Annotated in this window: 16 protein-coding genes; 8 read left to right on the top strand and 8 right to left on the bottom strand. The window is 72.3% G+C overall.

The features are described 5' to 3' along the window. Positions 1–23: 23 nt before the first annotated feature. Positions 24–1,226: an NlpC/P60 family protein gene (locus ACWCPF_RS01820; RefSeq protein WP_451042963.1), complete on the top strand. Its 1,203-nt coding sequence runs from the start codon at positions 24–26 to the stop codon at positions 1,224–1,226. 243 nt (positions 1,227–1,469) lie between these two features. Continuing rightward, positions 1,470–2,483, top strand: coding sequence for a tellurite resistance/C4-dicarboxylate transporter family protein (locus tag ACWCPF_RS01815; RefSeq protein WP_451042962.1), 1,014 nt, complete (start codon positions 1,470–1,472; stop codon positions 2,481–2,483). On the opposite strand, the gene ACWCPF_RS01810 is transcribed toward ACWCPF_RS01815, so the two are convergent. Beyond that, the gene (locus tag ACWCPF_RS01810) at positions 2,461–2,814 is read right to left on the bottom strand and encodes a hypothetical protein (protein WP_451042961.1); all 354 of its coding nucleotides are present in this window, start codon (positions 2,812–2,814) and stop codon (positions 2,461–2,463) included. The two genes, ACWCPF_RS01815 and ACWCPF_RS01810, sit on opposite strands and share 23 nt — an antisense overlap. Before the next feature lie 610 nt (positions 2,815–3,424). Between ACWCPF_RS01810 and ACWCPF_RS01805 the strand changes: the two genes are divergently transcribed. Further along, entirely contained in the window at positions 3,425–4,513 is a 1,089-nt protein-coding gene (locus tag ACWCPF_RS01805) for an NlpC/P60 family protein (protein WP_451043112.1), read from the top strand. A 73-nt stretch (positions 4,514–4,586) separates the two neighbouring features. Here ACWCPF_RS01805 and ACWCPF_RS01800 read toward each other — a convergent pair whose 3' ends face one another. Further along, complete coding sequence (locus ACWCPF_RS01800) at positions 4,587–5,336, bottom strand: LuxR C-terminal-related transcriptional regulator (protein WP_451042960.1); 750 nt, start codon at positions 5,334–5,336, stop codon at positions 4,587–4,589. After that, entirely contained in the window at positions 5,333–6,661 is a 1,329-nt protein-coding gene (locus ACWCPF_RS01795) for an ATP-binding protein (RefSeq protein ID WP_451042959.1), read from the bottom strand. The genes ACWCPF_RS01800 and ACWCPF_RS01795 overlap by 4 nt, the downstream gene beginning before the upstream one ends. Positions 6,662–6,804: 143 nt before the next feature. On the opposite strand from ACWCPF_RS01795, the gene ACWCPF_RS01790 reads away from it, so the two are divergent. Further along, positions 6,805–8,418 (top strand): PspC domain-containing protein, encoded by a 1,614-nt coding sequence (locus ACWCPF_RS01790; RefSeq protein WP_451042958.1) that lies wholly within the window; start codon positions 6,805–6,807, stop codon positions 8,416–8,418. Further along, positions 8,405–8,659, top strand: coding sequence for a hypothetical protein (locus ACWCPF_RS01785; protein ID WP_451042957.1), 255 nt, complete (start codon positions 8,405–8,407; stop codon positions 8,657–8,659). Before ACWCPF_RS01790 ends, ACWCPF_RS01785 begins: the two co-directional genes overlap by 14 nt. Before the next feature lie 37 nt (positions 8,660–8,696). On the opposite strand, the gene ACWCPF_RS01780 is transcribed toward ACWCPF_RS01785, so the two are convergent. Together ACWCPF_RS01780 and ACWCPF_RS01775 are read right to left on the bottom strand one after the other, a co-directional pair. After that, positions 8,697–9,227 (bottom strand): DoxX family protein, encoded by a 531-nt coding sequence (locus tag ACWCPF_RS01780; RefSeq protein WP_451042956.1) that lies wholly within the window; start codon positions 9,225–9,227, stop codon positions 8,697–8,699. 225 nt (positions 9,228–9,452) lie between these two features. Continuing rightward, the gene (locus tag ACWCPF_RS01775; protein ID WP_451042955.1) at positions 9,453–10,754 is read right to left on the bottom strand and encodes a hypothetical protein; all 1,302 of its coding nucleotides are present in this window, start codon (positions 10,752–10,754) and stop codon (positions 9,453–9,455) included. 201 nt (positions 10,755–10,955) lie between these two features. On the opposite strand from ACWCPF_RS01775, the gene ACWCPF_RS01770 reads away from it, so the two are divergent. Continuing rightward, entirely contained in the window at positions 10,956–11,879 is a 924-nt protein-coding gene (locus ACWCPF_RS01770) for a DUF4429 domain-containing protein (RefSeq protein WP_451042954.1), read from the top strand. A gap of 120 nt (positions 11,880–11,999) precedes the next feature. On the opposite strand, the gene ACWCPF_RS01765 is transcribed toward ACWCPF_RS01770, so the two are convergent. Continuing rightward, entirely contained in the window at positions 12,000–12,794 is a 795-nt protein-coding gene (locus tag ACWCPF_RS01765; RefSeq protein ID WP_451042953.1) for a class II aldolase/adducin family protein, read from the bottom strand. Positions 12,795–13,040: 246 nt separating this feature from the next. On the opposite strand from ACWCPF_RS01765, the gene ACWCPF_RS01760 reads away from it, so the two are divergent. Continuing rightward, the gene (locus tag ACWCPF_RS01760; RefSeq protein ID WP_451042952.1) at positions 13,041–13,514 is read left to right on the top strand and encodes a pyridoxamine 5'-phosphate oxidase family protein; all 474 of its coding nucleotides are present in this window, start codon (positions 13,041–13,043) and stop codon (positions 13,512–13,514) included. Positions 13,515–13,544: 30 nt separating this feature from the next. Here the strand turns inward: ACWCPF_RS01760 and guaA are convergent, their stop codons facing one another. Then, on the bottom strand, positions 13,545–15,125 hold the full coding sequence (gene guaA, locus ACWCPF_RS01755) for a glutamine-hydrolyzing GMP synthase (RefSeq protein ID WP_451042951.1): 1,581 nt from the start codon (positions 15,123–15,125) through the stop codon (positions 13,545–13,547). A 354-nt stretch (positions 15,126–15,479) separates the two neighbouring features. Between guaA and ACWCPF_RS01750 the strand changes: the two genes are divergently transcribed. Continuing rightward, complete coding sequence (locus tag ACWCPF_RS01750; protein WP_451042950.1) at positions 15,480–15,761, top strand: chorismate mutase; 282 nt, start codon at positions 15,480–15,482, stop codon at positions 15,759–15,761. A gap of 810 nt (positions 15,762–16,571) precedes the next feature. On the opposite strand, the gene ACWCPF_RS01745 is transcribed toward ACWCPF_RS01750, so the two are convergent. Then, complete coding sequence (locus ACWCPF_RS01745; RefSeq protein WP_451042949.1) at positions 16,572–18,350, bottom strand: GMC family oxidoreductase N-terminal domain-containing protein; 1,779 nt, start codon at positions 18,348–18,350, stop codon at positions 16,572–16,574. Between the last annotated feature and the right edge of the window lie 10 nt (positions 18,351–18,360).

Below are 18,360 nucleotides of genomic sequence, written 5' to 3'. Positions count from 1 at the left end.
CTGAACCAAAGGAGTCGCCTCCCTTGGCGTCGCAGCACCGCAAGCCGCGCTCCGCGGGCACGCGCGTGGCGGGCATACGCACCCCCGCGCTCGCCACCGCCGCCCTCACCTCCGTGGCCCTGCTCTCCCAGACGGCGAACGCCGCTCCGCAGGAGGACGGCACGCCGAGCCTGGAGGAGGTCGAGAAGAAGGTCGGCGACCTCTACCGCCAGGCGGGGTCGGCGACCGAGAAGTCCAACTCCGCCAAGGAGAAGACCACCAGGCAGCGCAAACAGGCCGACGGCCTCCAGGACGCCGTCGCCCAGCGCACCCAGCGCGCCCAGAAGCGCAACGAGGCGCGGGAGGAGCCGGGTTCCGCCGCCACGGCCCAGTACCGCACCGGCGCCGCCGCGCCCGACACGGCGACGTCCCTGCTCGCGGACACCCCGCAGGACCACCTCGACCAGAACCACCTGACGGACCGGCTGACCGACCGCCAGAAGGGCACGGTCGACGACTACGTCACCGAGCGGTCGGCGACGATGAAGCAGCGTCAGGAGGCCGCCGAGAGCCTCGCGGCGCTCACCGACTCGCAGCACGGCCTCCAGACCGCCAAGGCCGCCGTCCAGAAGAAGCTCGGCGACGCGCGCGAGCTGCTGTCCCAGTTGACGGCCCAACTGACGGCCCAGGAGCAGGCGCGCCTCGCGGCGATCGAGAAGGAGGAGCAGGAGGAGGCCGCGCGCCAGGCGGCGGAGCTCGCCCGGCAGCAGGCGGCCGACCAAGCCTCGGCGCAGACCGCGGCACAGACCGCGGCACAGCAGGAGAGCGGCGCCGGCTCGGCCGGCACGGGTTCCTCGTCCTCGTCCACCGCCGTGGACTCCTCGTACGCCACCAAGGCCGCCAAGGCGCTCGCCTTCGCCCGCGAGCAGATCGGCAAGCCGTACGTGTGGGGCGCGGCGGGCCCCGACTCCTACGACTGCTCGGGCCTGACCCAGGCCGTCTGGAGGGCCGCCGGGGTCACTCTCCCGCGCACCGCCTACGACCAGGTGACCGCCGGCACCCCGGTCCGCCTCGCCGACGCACAGCCCGGCGACCTGATCTTCTTCTACGACGACATCAGCCACGTCGGCGTCCACATCGGCAACGGCATGATGATCCACGCCCCGAAGCCGGGCACCTACGTGCGCGAGGAGTCGGTCCACTACGACGGCGAGTCGAACATCCACAGCGTGGTCCGCCCGGCCTGACCGCACGCACACGCGCGTGATCCGCCCGGCCTGAGCGACGCACACGCGCGTGAGCCTCCTTCCCGGCACGCGCGCGTAGGCCGCACGACCCTGGGCACACGCGCGTGGGCCGCACGACCCTGGGCACACGCGCGTGGCCGCCCGCCCCTCACCTGCACCCTGCACCCTGCACCCGCGCGTAATTCCACCCGCCCGCGCGCGAGCCCCCCGCACACCACGCGCCGCGCTCCTTAGCATCGCCGCATGTCCGGCTCCCCCGCTCGTCCCTCCCCTGCCCCCGGGCCCGCCCCCCGCTCGCCGTTCCATGTGTGGTGGGCGCGGCGGCAGCCGGCCGCCGGGGCCGCTGTGATGGCGACCGGGATCCTGTCGATCGGCCTGCAGCAGACGGACTACGAGACGCTGTCCCGCGTGGCCCTGGCGCTCGCGGGCGCCGCCTGGGTGGCGCTGGCGGCGGACTTCGTGCTGCGGCTGCTGCGCGAGCGCGCGCGATGGCTGGCGGAGGCGGGGACACCGGCGGCGCTGACCGCCGTCGCGGCGACGGCCGTGCTCGGCACGCGCGTCTCGCTGCTCGGCCGGCAGACCCTGGCCGCGGCGCTGCTCGCGCTGGCGGCGGTGCTGTGGCCCGTGCTGCTGGCGACCGTCGTACGGCGGTGGCGGCGGCGCATGCCCGGGGCGGTGTTCCTGGCCTGCGTGGCCACGCAGGGGCTCGCGCTGCTCGGCGCGGTCCTGGCGAAGGCGGAGTCGGTGGCCTGGCTCGCGCACACCGCGCTCGTGCTGTTCTGGCTCGGCCTCGTGCTCTACGGCGTCGCCCTGGCCCTGTTCGACCTGCGGCAGGTGGCCGAGGGAGCCGGGGACCAGTGGGTGGCCGGCGGCGCGCTCGCCATCTCGGCGCTGGCGGGGGCGCATCTCCTCACGGCCGAGGCCGGGGGCCTGTACCTGTGGAACGACGACGACACCGACGTCCTGCGCACGGCCACGGTCGCGCTGCTCGTGCTCGACCTGGCCTGGTACGCCGTCCTGCTCGTCGCCGAGGTGCGCTGGCCGCGGCCCCGCTACGACGTGTGCCGCTGGGCGACGGTGTTCCCGATGGGGATGTCCGCCGCGGCGACCCTGGCCGTGGCCGCCGAGGTCGACGTCCCGTCGCTGAAAGGGCCCGGGGAGGTGCTGCTGTGGGTCGCGGTGGCGGCGTGGCTGGCCGTCGCCGCGGCGGCCGCGACCGCGGCCGCGGCCGCGCTCAGGTCCAGAGCACCGCGATGAAGATGTTCGCCACGGTCAGCAGTCCGACCAGGCCGAACAGCGGCTTCTCCACCGTCTCGTCGTCCCGCTTCACGTAGACGAGGCCGAGGATCACGATCAGCAGGGCCAGCTTCACACCGATCTTGATGTTGTCGACGGGCTGGTCGTCGGCCTGGTTGAGGCCGACCAGGATCACCCCGGTGACCAGCATCGTGCCCGCGCCGTGCAGCATCGCGGGGACGAAGCGGGCCGTGCCCTGGCCCATCGCCTTCAGCTGTGTGAGGAAGCCGCCCAGCAGCGCGGCGATGCCGATGATGTGCAGTCCGACGAAAAGATGGATGAGTACGTCCATGAGGCCGGATGCTAGTCAGCCACCGGAAGGGCCCCCGACACCGGGCCATGCGTACGCCCCCCGACACCGGGCCACGGTACGCCGCTCGACACCGGGCCACGGGTACGCCGCCCGACTGCGCACCACGGGGGACGGGGGTGTGCCGCCCCGCACCGGCCCTCCCCGCCCGACCGACCGCCGACCGCCGACCGCCGACCGGGCTTGCATATATGCGTCCCATAGCAGTCCGCCACGCCGACGTGTCCCGAAAACGCCGTTTCGGTCAGCGCCCCGCGTGAATCCGACGGCCACGGTCCGGGATTTCGGACAGGTGCGGTCACCCGGCAGTCCGCTCGAGTCACTTCCGCACATCGCGTTACCCGAACGACACCACCGGGCCTAGCGTCCTCCCCCAGGTGACCGGCTCCCCACCGCCGCCCGGGCCAGGGGCGGCAGTCGGCCACCACCGCCGAGAAGGTCCGGCGGCGGCCCCGCTCCCCCGTGCGGGCCGTCGCCGGACGCGTCAGCCGCTTCCCGGGGCCGTCCGTCCGCTCCCCCACGACGGCCCCCAGCTCACCCGGCGGCTGTCCGAACGGACGAGGCGGTCGTACGAAAGGACGTGCAGTCCCACGTGGCAGCGCACCGCAGGCCCCGACAACGCTCGCTCGGCGGCCAGACGGCCCGTACGGCGTTCACCCTCGCCCTCGCGGGCGCGGCGACGGCGACGGCCTTCGACGGGACCGGACAGGCCGAGCCGAACCTGACGCAGGCCGAGGTCAAGGCGAAGGTGGCCAAGCTGTACCAGGAGGCGGAGGCGGCCACCGAGAAGTACAACGGAGCGCAGGAGAGGGCGACAGCGGCCGAGCAGCGGCTGGAGACGATCCGGGACGAGGCGGCACGCAAGGAGGAGAAGCTCAACTCGGCGCGGGAGGCGCTGGGTTCGATGGCGGCGGCGCAGTACCGCAGCACCGGACTCGACCCCGCCGTCCAACTGGCCCTCTCCGACGACCCCGACGGCTATCTCGACGGCGCCGCCTTCGCCGAGCGGGCCGGCGCCCGCCAGTCGGCCGCCGTCGCCCGGGTCCGCAGACAACTGCGGGAGATCGAGCAACTGCGCGGTGCCGCGCGCGTCGAACTGACCTCCCTCAAGTCGCGTCAGGCCGAGCTGAAGACGCAGAAGGAGACCATCACCGGCAAGCTGGACGCGGCCCGCCGTCTGCTGTCCCAACTGTCGGCGGCGGAGCAGGCCCGGATCGCCGAGGGCACGAGCGGAGGAACCGCCGCAGGCTCCGGCGATCGTGCCTCACGCACCGCCTCGGGCGGACGCACCGACCTCCAGGCCCCCGGCTCCGGCACCGTAGGCGCCCCCAGCTCCCGCGCGGCCGCCGCGGTCTCCTACGCCTACTCCAAGCTCGGCAGCCCGTATGTGTGGGGCGCGACCGGACCGAACGCCTTCGACTGCTCGGGCCTCGTCCTGGCCTCGTACCGCTCCGCCGGCGTCTCCCTCCCCCGCACCACCTACGCCCAGATCGGCGCCGGGCAGCGCGTCTCCCGCTCCGAACTCCTCCCGGGCGACCTGGTGTTCTTCTACTCCGGCATCACCCACGTGGGCCTCTACATCGGCGACGGCCGGATGATCCACGCCCCGAACCCCTCGGCACCGGTGCGCGTCGCCCCGATCGACGAGATGCCCTTCGCGGGCGCGACCCGGGTGGTCTGAGCCGACGAGTGAGCCGACCGACGAAGCGGCGAGTCACCCGGTGGGCGCACCCAGCCCGCTCCGGCCGCCGGCGTCACACCAGTCGCCGCGCCGTCGCCCACCGGGTGAGCTCGTGCCGGTTGGACAGCTGGAGCTTGCGCAGCACCGCCGAGACATGGGACTCGACCGTCTTGACCGAGATGAAGAGCTGCTTGGCGATCTCCTTGTAGGCGTAACCGCGGGCGATGAGCCGCAGGACCTCGCGCTCGCGCTGGGTGAGCCGGTCGAGGTCCTCGTCGACCGGCGGGGCGTCCGTGGAGGCGAAGGCGTCCAGGACGAACCCGGCGAGGCGAGGCGAGAAGACGGCGTCGCCCTCCTGCACCCGGAACACGGAGTTCACCAGATCCGCGCCGGTGATCGTCTTGGTGACGTAGCCCCGCGCGCCGCCCCGGATCACCCCGATCACGTCCTCCGCCGCGTCCGACACCGACAGCGCGAGGAAACGCACCGGCTGCTCGGCGTCGGCCATCAACGGGGCGCAGCGGCGCAGCACTTCGACCCCGCCTCCGCCCGGCAGATGGACATCGAGGAGGACCACCTCGGGCCGGGTCGCGGTGATGACGGTGACCGCCTGGTCGACGTCCGCCGCCTCACCGACGACCTCGACTCCGGTCTGCTCGGTCTGGCCGATCTCGGCCTGCACGCCGGTACGGAACATGCGGTGGTCGTCGACGAGGACCACGCGCACCCGGCGCCCGCTCGCGGTGTCGCCTGAGGCCTGCGCCGGCTGGACCGGCTGCTCCGCCGCTCCCGTCGTGCCGTTCGTCTCGGTCGGGTCGCTCATGACGTCTTCTCCGCCCTCTCCATCTCCAGCTCGACCTCCGTGCCGCCGCCCGGGACCGCGCGCAGCCGCGCCGTCCCGCCGTGGCGCTCCATACGGCCGATGATCGATTCTCTGACGCCCATGCGGTCGGCGGGTATCGAGTCGAGGTCGAAGCCGGGGCCACGGTCCCGGACGGACACGAAGACCGTCCTGCCCTCGACTTCGGCGTAGACCTGCACGGCGCCGCCCTCGCCACCGTACTTGGCCGCGTTCACCATCGCCTCGCGCGCGGCCTGCATCTGTGCGCCGACCCGTTCGTCGAGCGGGCAGTCCCCGACGACCACGACCTCGATGGGGACGCCGTGCTTGTCCTCGACCTCGGCGGCGTTGCGGCGCACCGCGTCGGCGACGGTGGTCGGCTCGTCGGCCTCCTCCTTCCCGGTGCCCTCGGGTTTGTAGAGCCAGGTGCGCAGGTCCCGCTCCTGGGCGCGGGCGAGGCGGCGCACCTCGCCGGCGTTCTCCGCGTTGCGCTGGATCAGGGTCAGGGTGTGCAGCACCGAGTCGTGGACATGGGCGGCGACCTCCGCCCGCTCCTGGGCCCGGATGCGCATCAGGCGCTCCTCGGAGAGGTCCTGCGTCATCCGGACCAGGTAGGGACCGGCGAGGAGCGTGATGCCGACCAGGACCGCGAGGGCCGCCTGGAGCACCGAGCCGAGGTGGGCGGCCGAGCCTTGCAGGACGAAGATGCCGGAGACGCCGGCCGTGACCAGCAGGACGCCCGCGCCCGCGCGCAGGAGCGTGAGCGTACGGCGTCTGCGGCCTACCTCGACCCAGCGGGCCCGGCGCGCGTTGTCCGCCTGTCTCCAGACGAGGGCGACGCCCGCGCCGACGAGGACGGCGGGCAGCAGATACGCCTTGGCGCCGGTGCCCAGGTTCACATTGCCGACGAAGACCAGGGCGACGACGACCATGAGGAGCAGGGCGACGATCTGCCCCTTGTCGGGCTTGCGGGCGACGAGCCTGCGGCGGCCGTCGGGCGCGGTCTCGGTGGCGACCAGCGACGGGGGTTTCTGATCGCCGACACCGCCGACCCCGAGCGGCACGAAGAACCAGAAGGCCGCGTAGAGCAGGGCGCCGAGGCCGTCCGCCATGAACAGTCCGGCGAAGACGAGCCGCACCCACACGACGGGCAGCCCGAGATGCCCGGCGAGCCCCCGCGCCACGCCACCCAGCCAGCGTCCGTCGCTGCTGCGGTAGAGCTTGCGCGACGGCCGCGGTTCGACGAGTGGCGCTGTTGCGGCTTCCGGCATGCCAACGATGGTCACACGGGCGGTCGGCCCGGGCATCAGGGTTCGTCCCCGAGACGCCCCTGATCTTCCCGGCCCCCGCACGTCGAACGCCTCCCCTGCCCCGGATCAGGGCCGATATCAGGGTCCGACCAGGGTCGTTCCGACTGCCGCGAGGGCGGCTCGCCCGCCACCATGGACTCATGACAGATCACCAGCACGCCGCGGACTCCGAGCCGGACGGGGGCACCGCGCCCGACGCGGCCACCGCGTCCCCCGGCGTCTCGGACACGGCCGGTGAAAAGCCTCGCGCGCACGGAGAACACGGAGAGCACGAAGAGCACGAAAAGCAGGGGGCACGGGGAGGACTGGGAGGAAAGGCCTCGCGGACCGTGGCCGAGGCGGCCACCGAGGCCGCGACAGCCGCCGCGATCGCCGCCCAGGCAGCAGGGACGCCGACGGCGGCACCGGAACCGGGACCGGGAGGCGCACCAGGTTCACCAGGCGCCCCCGGCACTCCGGAAGGCGCCGAAGCGACCGGCCCCCCGCCCGGGTTCCGGCGGGACCGCGAGCACAAGATGCTCGCCGGTGTGTGCGCGGGCCTCGGACGGCACTGCGACATGGACCCGGTGATCTTCCGGATCACGCTCGCCGTGCTCTCCGCGACCGGCGGCATCGGCCTCATCTTCTACGGCTTCGCCTGGCTCTTCGTCCCGTACGCCGACAACGGGCAGAACGAGGTGCGCAAGCTCCTCACCGGACGGGTCGACGGCCAGGCTCTCGCGGCCGTGCTGTTCGCGCTGGTCGGCTGCGGGGTGTTCCTGTCGATGCTGAACAACGGCAGCGTGCTGACCTTCGCCGTCGTCGTCTCCCTTCTCCTCGCGGGAGCCGGGTACTGGTCCCGGCAGCGGGACTCCTCCGACCCCGACCCGCTGGCCGCCCAGGCCGTGGCCGACGCACCGCCGGAGGCCCAGGCGCCGCCGGTGCCCGCCGCCTACCTCTCCTGGTGGCGCGACCCCATCGTCAAGGACGGCACGCACGACGGCGGCACCGGCTATCTGTGGGGCCCTTGGGACGCCCACGGCCGGAACATCATGGCGGCCGTCAGAGTCGACCTCGCCGGGCACCACCACCGCCGCCCCGAGGACATACGCACCGCGCGCGAGGCGTACACCGGACCGCGCGGCCCCCGCTGGATCGGCGGCTGGCTCTTCCTGCTCGCCGCGCTTGCGGGCGGCCTCGTCACCCGGCTCACCTGGGACGACCATCCGCTCGGCACCAGTCTGCAGGCCGGTCTGGCAGCCGCGCTCATCGTGCTCGGCGGGGGCATCGCGATCAGCTCGTTCCTGGGGCGGACGGGCGCGGGGTCGGTGTTCCTGGCGATCGTCACGGCGGGCCTGCTGGCCTGCACGGCCGCCCTGCCGAAGGACATCGGCACGCACTGGACGGACACGACCTGGCGGCCCACGGCGGTGGCGCAGGTGCGCTCGGCCTACGACCTGGGCACCGGCGAGGGCACCCTGGACCTGTCCCGGCTGGACCTGGCCAAGGGGCAGACCGTGAGCACCAATGCCGAGGTGGGGGCGGGCCGGCTGCGGGTGATCGTGCCGCCGGACGTGATCGTGAAGGTGAGGATCGACGTGGGGCTCGGAGACATCCAGCTGCCCGGCGACGACGAGAAGGACGTGGACGTGGAGCCGGGCAAGCACAAGGAGGTGACCCTGCGGCCGGCCTCCGGCAACGCGGACGCGGGGACCATCGACCTCGACCTCCAGGTCGGAGTCGGACAGGCGGAGGTGGCCCGTGCTGCGTCATGAGTTCCGGCCCGGCAGGCTGGTCGCCGGCGCCTTCTTCACCCTCGCCGGCGTCATCTACGTGGGTGACGCGGGCGGCGCCTGGGAGACGCCGTGGTTCGTGGTGATCCCGGTCGTCATGGCCGGCCTCTTCCTGGCGGGCGCGGCGGGCTCCGTGGCCGGGGGCATACGCAAACGACGCGGCCCGTCCCGCCGGACCACGCCGCCCACGGACACCGGCACAAGCACGACGCCCCCGGCCTAAGGGGCCGGGGGTCCAAGGGGCGCGGGGTCCAGCTAGGTCAGGCCGCCCGTCCGCCGGCCTGGCGTCGCCTGGCGCGCCAGATCGCGTCGAGGGAGAGGACGGGAGCGCCGGCGAGGATGAAGGGCAGCCAGGCCATGAGATAGGGGAGGTCGTTGCCGTAGTAGTAGGGATCCGAGGCCCAGCTCACCGTCAGCCACAGGCTGAGCGAGATCAGCGCGCCGCCGAGCGCGGCGAGCCTGGTGAGGAGGCCGACCAGGGCGCCGATGCCGACGGCGAGTTCGCCGAAGGCCATGGCGTAGCCGAAGGCGACGGGGTTGTTCAGCGCCATGTCGACCAGGGCGGGGATGGCTGAGGAGTCCCGGACGGCGCGCATGGTCTCGCCGATCGAGCCGGCGCCGCTGTCCTTCAGGAAGGCGCTGTCGGTGAGTTTGTCGAGGCCGGCATAGGTGAAGGTGACGCCGAGGAAGATGCGCAGGGGAAGAAGGGCGTACCGGGCGGCGGTGTCCCGCCAGTCGCCGCCGCCGTCGAGGTTAGGGGGGTAGGTGTCCGTCCGCATGCCGTGAGTCATCGCCCGTAGCCGCCTCTCGCCCTGAGTGGTGGGACCCCTCAACAGACCATACGTACGAAATGGGGGGTGCGCTCAACTGTTGGCACGGCTTCTGCGCTCCATGGATTCACTCGGCCGCACCGATTCACACCGCCGCCGCGCCGGCCGCCGGGATCACTCCGACCGTCGGAATCACTCCGACCGTCGGAATCACTCCGACCGTCGGAATCACTCCGACCGTCGGGATCACTCCGTGACGTCGATCGCGTAGCGGTTCGTCTCCGCTCCTGCCGCGGTGACGACCTGGACGTCCAGACGGCCCGGTTCCACGTCCACCGGGACGGGGACGGTGAGGACCGCGTCGGTGGGGTTGCTGAAGCCGCCCGTGACCGGGACGAGGGGCACGTGGACGTGGACCGGGCCGATGCGGACGACCATCCGGGACAGCCGGTCGGCGGTCTGCGCGCCGGGTGGGACGAAGCCGGCGCCGCGGATCTCGATGTCGTCGCCGGTGCGGATCGGGGCGTCCAGGTCGCCGGCCTCGCGGGAGCGGACGACGGAGAGGATGACGGGGCGGCCGCCCTCGGCGTACTTGCCGGCGAGGTAGGTCGCGGCCGAGACCAGGACCACGACCGCCAGACCCCAGGGCAGGTCGGGCAGCTGGTCGGGCCGGCGGGCCAGCCGGACCGCGGCGAAGGCGAGGGCGACGGCGCCGATCACGACGTACTGGATGTCGGCGAAGGTGCCGCGGCCGGCGTCGTCGGTGAGCAGGTCGGCGGCCCGGGGCCGGTGGGCGCGGACCTTCTGGAGCCGTTGGGAGAGGACGCGCAGGCCGACCACCCGGCGTACCAGCACCGCGATCCCGCAGACCACGGCGAGGACGGTGACCACGCCGGCGCCGCGGGCGAGGTCGAGTCCGGCGATCAGCGCGTCGCGTTCGGCGTGGCCGGAGGCGGCGGCGAGCCGGCCGACCAGGACCAGCACCGCATAGGCCACGAGCAGCACCCAGGCGGCGGCGATCGCACGGGAGGTGGAGAGGCGATTGTCCTCGCCGATCACGGGCGCGAGCGCGCCGCCGCGCGCCCGGTGGAACCAGGAGGCGGCGGTCAGCGCACTGGCGACGACGAGCGCGGCAAGAAGTCCGGCGGTGCGGGCGCTGGTCCAGCCCGCGCCGATGGCGGTCAGCGACTGGACCAGCAACAGCACGACGACGGCCGCCCACACGGTGACCGCCGTGCGGAGCCAGAGCCGGGCCAGCCAGGCCTCGCCCTCGGCGCGGCCGCGTTCGGCCACGAGCTCGGCGGACTGCGCCAGTTCCTCGGAGACCCACTGGCGCGAGGCGGAGGCCGAGTGCGCGACGGCGGCCGGCAAGCCCTGTCCGGCCGCGAACTCCTCGCGTTTCACCAGGAACGCGGCCACCGCGCGCCGATGCCCCTCGCGCGCGCCGTGCGGGCAGTCCCCGCAGGCACAGCCGCCGTCGTGCGCGCCCGCTCCCGCACCCGCTCCCGGGCCGGGATGCACGCCCTGTCTCGCCTCCTGAACCGCCACGTCCGACGCCTGCCTTCCCCGCTACCCGATCGGATGGCGGCCTTGATGGGACCCTGTGCGGACCCCTGCCGCCACCCTGTGAACAACTCCCCTGCGATGACTGCGAATTGTGCCCTACGCCACACCCTTCGTTTCCGCCAGGTCTGGTCAGCGGGGGTGAAGCCGCGCGGGCAGTGTTGACCCGGCTGCGAGAATTTCCGTATGGCCGAGATCATCCAGCGTGACGGGACCTGGGCCTTCGACGGCACGACGGTCAGGATCACGCCGGGGCTGCACCGCTCCGTCCCGCTGTTCCGGCAGACGTACGGGGAGATCGCCGTGCCCCTGGAGGCGGTCGCCGGGGTCGTCTACGAGCCCGAACGCAGGCGCGGCCGGCTGCGGATGCGGCTGCGCGAGGGGGCCGATCCGCTGTTGCAGGCGACCGGCGGCCGGCTGCCCGACGCGGCCGACCCCTACCGGCTGACCGTGGACGTCGACCGCTCGGGGGTCGCGGAGTACCTCGCCGAGGAGATCCGGCACGCGCTGCTGCTGGACCAGATCCCGGGCGAGCCGGCCAAGGCCTACCTCCTGCCGGGTCCGCCGGTCCCGGTCTCCGTGCGGTCCTCCGACGGCGTCGTCTCCTTCGACGGCGTCCAGGTGCGGGTCGACTGGGCGGACACCTCGGACCGGGTGAAGCGGGCGACGGGGCCGCGTGTGCTCGACGTCCGCGACGTCGTGCGGGTCGAGTGGCTGCCCAACTCCGGCTACGAGGACGGCTTCCTGCGCTTCGTGACCGGCGGGACGGTGTTCTCGAAACTGCCCGCGGAGCGGGACCCGTACGCGCTGGACCTGTGGGGCAACGTGAGCCGCGACCTGCTCACCGCGCTGGTGGCGACCGCGGTCACGGCCCGTCTCCCGCATCCCTCGACACGCACGCGTGCCGACGACGAACCCGCGGACGGGCACGAGGACGCGGCCCGCAGACGTCGGCTCACCGCCTCCGTCCCGGCCCCGGCCCCGGCCCCGGCCGACCACCACGACGTACTGCTGCGCCGGCTGCGCGAGTTGGGCGAGCTGCACCGGGACGGAGTCCTCACGGACGAGGAGTTCGCCCGCACGAAGGCGGTCGTCCTCCGCGGCTTCTGAGCGGGTCGGGCGCGCCCCCAAGGGGCGCGGGGAACTGCGCGACCAGCCACGACGGCGCCGCAGCAAAACGACGGCACATCGCGGCACATCGCAGCGCATCGCGGCACTCCAGCGGAGCGCCTAGCTCAACAGGTCCGGCTCGCTGCGGCTGATGTCCTGCCACAGCGGCTGGTAGTTGATCCACGCGACGAGGTCGCCGCCGAGCTGTTCGCGGGTCGCCTCGGCCGCCCGGTGGTCGATCAGGACCGGCCGGCCCGCCGCCCGCGCGGTCAGCTGGACCTGGCTGGAGCGTTCCATCGACAGGAACCACCAGGCGGCCGCGTCCACGGAGTCGCCGACCGTGAGCAGCCCGTGGTTGCGCAGTACGAGCGCCTTGCGGGAGCCGAGCGCGGTCGCGATGCGCCGCCCTTCCTCCGCGTCGACGGCGACGCCGGTGTAGGCGTCGTAGAGGGCGTGGTCCTCGTAGAAGGCGCAGCTCTCCTGGGTGATGGGGTCGAGCAGCTCGCCGAGCGCGGCGAGGGCGCGCCCGTGCACCGAGTGGCAGTGGGCGACGGCGACGACGTCCGGGCGGGCGGCGTGGACCTGGGCGTGCACGGTGAAGGCGGCCTGGTTGACGTGGTAGCGGCCCTCGACGACCTGACCGTCGGCGTTGGCCAGCACCAGGTCGCTGACCGTGACGTGCTTGAAGGGCATCCCGAACGGGTTGACCCAGAAGCAGTCGTCGAACTCCGGGTCGCGGGCGGTGATGTGTCCGGAGACGCCGTCCTCGAAGCCGAGCCGTCCGAAGAGCCGCACGGCCCCCGCCAGCCGTTCCTTGCGGTGCCGGCGCTCGTCCTCCACCGAGTCGTGCATCGGCGGCATGGCGAACTGCAGCCGGTCGGTGGGCAGCGGGGCAGGCGGTGTGGGCCCGTGCATCGGTCCTCCAGCACTGGGTGGGTTTACGACGCGGAAGTTACCGTCGGTCAGTGCAAAAGGGCAGAGCCGTTATGCAAAGATGACGATTTCCGTCACGTTCGGAGCATGTCTTGCCCCTCTTGATCTTGCCTCGCTTGTCTTGCCCCGCTTTTCTTGCCTCTCGGACACCGCCGATACCTGACAGAAGATGTCGGGTATCGGGGTCAGACTCGGCGCATGACATCGAGGCACATGACATCGAGGCGCATGACATCGAACTGGGCGGCTTTCGCCGCGGCTGAACCCGAACTCGCGACGACCGCCGAGAGCCGCTTCGGGGCGTTCACCCACCATGTCCTGGCGACCCTGCGCAAGGACGGCGCCCCCCGCACCACCGGCATCGAGGTCCGCTTCGTCGCCGGTGAGCTGTGGCTGGGCATGATGCCGGACTCGTTCAAGGCCCTCGACCTGCGCCGGGACCCCCGCTGCTGTCTCCAGGCGAATCCCGGCGAGGGCACGGGGATGGGCGGGGGCGACGTCCGGATCGCCGGCCGGGCCGTCGAGGTGACGGAGGGCGCGGCGCGGGCGGCGTATCTGAAAGAGGTGGAACCGCCGGAGCCGTTCCACCTCTTCCGCATCGAGCTGACCGAGGTCGTGCGGACCTACGTCGAGGACGACACCTACCTGGTCGTCCAGGTCTGGAAGCCCGGCGAGCCGCTGCGCACGGTCAAGCGCACCTGAGCCGGGCCACCGGCCAGGTCACCGACCGGGTCACTCCCACTCGATCGTGCCCGGCGGCTTCGACGTCACGTCGACGACCACGCGGTTGACGTCGGCGACCTCGTTGGTGATCCGGGTCGAGATCCGCGCCAGGACGTCGTACGGCAGGCGCGACCAGTCGGCCGTCATGGCGTCCTCGCTGGACACCGGGCGCAGCACGATCGGGTGGCCGTAGGTGCGGCCGTCGCCCTGGACGCCGACGCTGCGGACGTCCGCCAGGAGGACCACCGGGCACTGCCAGATCTCGCGGTCGAGACCGGCCGCCGTCAGCTCCTCGCGGGCGATGGCGTCGGCGTCGCGCAGCAGGTCGAGCCGCTCCTTCGTCACCTCGCCGACGATCCGGATGCCCAGGCCGGGGCCCGGGAACGGCTGGCGCTGGACGATCTCCTCCGGGAGCCCGAGCTCCTGGCCGACCATCCGCACCTCGTCCTTGAACAGCTTGCGCAGCGGCTCGATGAGCTGGAACTCGAGGTCCTCGGGCAGGCCGCCCACATTGTGGTGGGACTTGATGTTCGCGGTGCCGGTGCCGCCGCCGGACTCGACGACGTCCGGGTAGAGCGTGCCCTGGACCAGGAACTCCACCGCCGGACCGGCGTCGGCGACGATCTCCGCCTGGGCCTGCTCGAAGACGCGGATGAACTCGCGGCCGATGATCTTCCGCTTCTCCTCGGGGTCGGAGACCCCGGCGAGCGCGCTGAGGAAACGCTCCTCCGCGTCCACGACGACGAGCTGGACGCCGGTCGCGGCCACGAAGTCCTTCTCGACCTGCTCGGTCTCGCCCTTGCGCATCAGCCCGTGGTCGACGTACACGCAGGTCAGCTGGGAGCCGATGGCCTTCTGCACGAGGGCCGCGGCGACCGCCGAGTCCACGCCGCCGGAGAGGCCGCAGATGGCGCGCCTGTCGCCGACCTGCTCGCGGATCGCGGCGACCTGCTCCTCGATGACGTTGCCGGTCGTCCAGGACGGGGTGAGCCCCGCGCCGCGGTAGAGGAAGTGCTCCAGGACCTGCTGGCCGTGCGTGGAGTGCATGACCTCGGGGTGGTACTGGACGCCGTAGAGCTTCTTCTCGTCGTTCTCGAAGGCGGCGACCGGGACGACGTCCGTGGAGGCGCTGACGGTGAAGCCCTCGGGGGCGGCGGAGCAGGCGTCGCCGTGCGACATCCACACGGCCTGCTCGGCCGGGGTGCCCTCGAAGAGGGTGGACGACGACCTCGACACATGGAGATCGGTGCGGCCGTACTCACGGGCGCCGGTGTTGTCGACCGTGCCGCCGAGCGTCTGCGCCATCAGCTGGAAGCCGTAGCACATGCCGAAGACGGGGACGCCGGCTTCGAAGATCTCGCGGTCGAGGCGGGGGGCGCCCTCCTCGTACACGGACGAGGGGCCGCCGGAGAGGATGATCGCCGCCGGGTTCTTGGCGAGCATCTCCTCGACCGGCATGGTGCTCGGCACGATCTCGCTGTAGACCCGCGCCTCGCGGACTCGACGGGCGATGAGCTGGGCATACTGCGCGCCGAAGTCGACGACCAGGACGGTGTCGGGGGCGGCGGCAGTAGGAGTCGCTGATGACACGGGAGCCTTCCGGCGGTGGGGCGGGGGTCTGTGTGTACCGCCGATTCTACCGATCTGGACGTCCGGACGGTCCCAGTGCCGAAGCTCCGCCCCCAGGTCCCCCGGGTCCGCGGACCCCCCGGTCCCGGCCCGGGGAGCCGTGGCATACTGCTCCCCATGCGCAAGCTCACGTCCTTCGTCTTTACCTATGGCAACCGGCCCACCGGCTGCCATGGTCGTGCTGCTTGAGCAACTGACAAGCGACTTCCCAGGCGCCCCGGGCCGACAAGGCCCGGGGCGCCTGTCGTTTTCCCGGGCCGGCCGGGGCATCCCGTAACCACCTCGTACTCCCCCGTACTGACCACAGGAGCCCCCATGACCGCCACCGACGTGACCGGCGCCCGTACCTCCGAGGCCGCGGACGTGATCACCGGCGCCCGGGAGCGCATCGACGCGCTCGACGACCGGATCATCGGTCTGATCCAGGAGCGGATGGCCGTCTCCGCCGTCATCCAGGAGGCGCGGATCACCTCCGGCGGCCGGCGGGTGAACCTCTCCCGCGAGATGGAGGTCCTCGGCCACTACCGGGACGCGCTCGGCAAGCCCGGGACCGCCCTGGCGATGACGCTGCTCGAACTGTGCCGGGGTCGCATCTGAGTTCGGGCCCCTTCTCACCCGTACGGCGCGTGACCGCCCCGCGAGCCGCTTCGTTGGTGCTGGTGTCCGTTCCAGCCAGGTACGGGCCCGGAAGAACCACGCGTGGCTCGCTGGAGCGATGAGGCGCACGGATCGTGCCGTGCGTCGTGGGACCTCGCTCCGGGAAGTGACCGGACGGCAGGGGACAGCAGCCCGGTCACCCAAGAGAACGGTCGGCCTCGGGGACGCCCGGGGCCGACCGGCGGAAAATGCAAAAATGCACAAGGGCTGGGTCAAACGGTTGCGGGGGCCGCGCTCATCCAGCACGATGCGTAGAAGGCCCCGAACAGGTTCAAGTCCCCCCTCGGGCAACCGTCTTGCGTTGCCAGACCTGGTTGCCAGACCTGGTTGCCGGACCTGGTTGCCGGACCTCGTTGCCAGACCTCATTGCCAGACCTCATTGCCAAAGGTCCAGACCAGCGGCGCAACCCCCCGGCGCCGCTCCCAGGCACCGGCGCTGCCCTGACGCCGGTGCTGACGATAAAGAAGGGCCCCGCGGTTTCCGTCCCGCGGGGCCCTTCGTCATGTCCGGCCTTCGCCGCCGAGGAATTCGTGTCCGACTTTCGCCGCCAGGGAATGTGACGCGCGCCACATAAAGAAGTGGTGAAGAAAGGACAACCGTTCACAACCTTCGCCGGTCACACCTGACGACACACAGGCCACTCCCACACCCCTGGACCAGAGGCTGGACCAGCAGCGGAACCAGCGGAGGGACCTGCGCTCGGAGGGGGGCGCAGGTCCCTCCGCTCTTTCCCGGAGCGCGGCCTCGACCTACTTCTTGGGCGGCACGGCGGGGATGCCCAGGAAGGGCAGGCGCAGGGCGCCGAACGCGTCCGCCGGCACCGTCGGGCGGGCCGGCTCCACCGGCTTCAGCCGTTCGTACGCCGTTCCCTGCGCCGGGCGTGGATCCGCCGCGCCCTTGTTGGGCCAGAACGACATCGCGCGCTCGGCCTGCGCGGTGATGGTGAGCGACGGGTTCACGCCCAGGTTCGCCGAGACCGCGGCGCCGTCGACGACCGAGATGCCGGGGTGGCCGTAGAGGCGGTGGTAGGGGTCGATGACGCCCGTCTCGCGCGAGTCGCCGATCGGGCAGCCGCCGAGGAAGTGGGCGGTGAGCGGGGTGCCCATCAGCTCGCCCACGTTGGAACCGGCGAAGCCGTTGATGTCGGCGGCGATCGCGGAGGCCGCCTCGGAGGCGGCCCGAATCTGCTTGGGGTTGGGCGCGCCATGTCCCTGCCGTGCCGTGAGCAGGCCTTTTCCGACGCCCGTCGGCTTCAGGTACGTCGTCAGCGAGTTGTCCAGGGACTGCATCACCAGGCCGATGATGGTCCGCTCCGACCAGCGCCGGTTGGACAGCGAGCGCAGCACGAGCAGCGGGTGGCGGGCCGCGCTCGCGAGCCAGCCGGCGACCCGCGACGAGCCCTCCGCGTACGGCACTTGCAGGATCGACAGGCCGCCCATCGAGTTGGAGCCCTTGCCGTAGCGGACCGGCTCGATGTGGGTGTCGGCGTCCGGGTGGATGGACGACGTGATGGCGACGCCGCGCGTGAAGTCCACCTTCGGGTTGCCGGTGGCCTTGCGATAGCGGCGGTCGTCGGTCTGCGCGCCGACCAGGGCCTCGGAGTTGGTGCGGGTCAGCTCGCCCAACCGGTCCGAGAGGTACGGGAGTCGGCCGTCGGACTTCATGCGGTGCAGCAGGGTCTGGGTGCCGTAGGTGCCGGCCGCCAGGACGACCCGGCGGGCCTTGAAGGTCCGGCCCGCGCTCGTCCTGCGCCCGTCGGTGGGGAGGGTGGCGACCGCGTAGCCGCCCTGCGAGTCGTCCGTGATCGAGACGACCGTGGTCAGGGGGTGGACGACCGCGCCCGCCCGCTCGGCGAGGTACAGGTAGTTCTCGTTCAGGGTGTTCTTCGCGCCGTGCCGGCAGCCGGTCATGCACTCGCCGCACTCGGTGCAGGCCTTGCGGTCCGGTCCCACGCCCCCGAAGTAGGGGTCGGCGACCTGCTCGCCCGGCTTCGCCTTGGCGCTGCCGTCGGCGTCCTCGCCGTCGCCGAAGAACACGCCGACCGGCGCCATGTGGAAGGTGTCGCCGACGCCCATCCGCTCGGCGGCCGCCTTCAGATGCACGTCGGAGGGCGTGGTCGTCGGGTTGAGCCGGACGCCGAGCATGCGGCGGGCCTGGTCGTAGTACGGCCTCAGCTCGTCCTGCCAGTCGGTGATGTCACGCCACTGGGGGTCGTCGAAGAAGGGTTTCGGCGGCACGTAGAGGGTGTTGGCGTAGTTGAGCGAGCCGCCGCCGACGCCCGCGCCCGCCAGCACCATGACGTTGCCCAGGAGATGGATGCGCTGGATTCCGTACATGCCGAGCCTGGGGGCCCAGAGGTAGTTCCTCAGGTCCCAGGAGTTCCTGGGCAGCGTGTCCCTGGTGAAGCGGCGGCCCGCCTCCAGGACGCCCACGGTGTAGCCCTTCTCCGTCAGGCGCAGGGCCGTCACCGACCCGCCGAAGCCGGAGCCGACGACGAGGACGTCGTAGTCGTAGGGGTCCTGGGGCACGGGGTCTCCT

Source organism: Streptomyces sp. NPDC001858 (genome assembly GCF_053594615.1).
Note: the sequence above shows the minus strand (reverse complement) of the source record. Positions and strands in the feature narration are given on the sequence as shown.

Coding starts and splice junctions, on each gene's coding strand:
- ACWCPF_RS01750 (WP_451042950.1), top strand. CDS start 15,480: ATGACCGCCACCGACGTGACCGGCGCCCGTACCTCCGAGGCCGCGGAC.
- ACWCPF_RS01780 (WP_451042956.1), bottom strand. CDS start 9,227: ATGACTCACGGCATGCGGACGGACACCTACCCCCCTAACCTCGACGGC.
- ACWCPF_RS01790 (WP_451042958.1), top strand. CDS start 6,805: ATGACAGATCACCAGCACGCCGCGGACTCCGAGCCGGACGGGGGCACC.
- ACWCPF_RS01815 (WP_451042962.1), top strand. CDS start 1,470: ATGTCCGGCTCCCCCGCTCGTCCCTCCCCTGCCCCCGGGCCCGCCCCC.
- ACWCPF_RS01770 (WP_451042954.1), top strand. CDS start 10,956: ATGGCCGAGATCATCCAGCGTGACGGGACCTGGGCCTTCGACGGCACG.
- ACWCPF_RS01810 (WP_451042961.1), bottom strand. CDS start 2,814: ATGGACGTACTCATCCATCTTTTCGTCGGACTGCACATCATCGGCATC.
- ACWCPF_RS01760 (WP_451042952.1), top strand. CDS start 13,041: ATGACATCGAACTGGGCGGCTTTCGCCGCGGCTGAACCCGAACTCGCG.
- ACWCPF_RS01795 (WP_451042959.1), bottom strand. CDS start 6,661: ATGCCCGGGCCGACCGCCCGTGTGACCATCGTTGGCATGCCGGAAGCC.
- ACWCPF_RS01800 (WP_451042960.1), bottom strand. CDS start 5,336: ATGAGCGACCCGACCGAGACGAACGGCACGACGGGAGCGGCGGAGCAG.
- ACWCPF_RS01765 (WP_451042953.1), bottom strand. CDS start 12,794: ATGCACGGGCCCACACCGCCTGCCCCGCTGCCCACCGACCGGCTGCAG.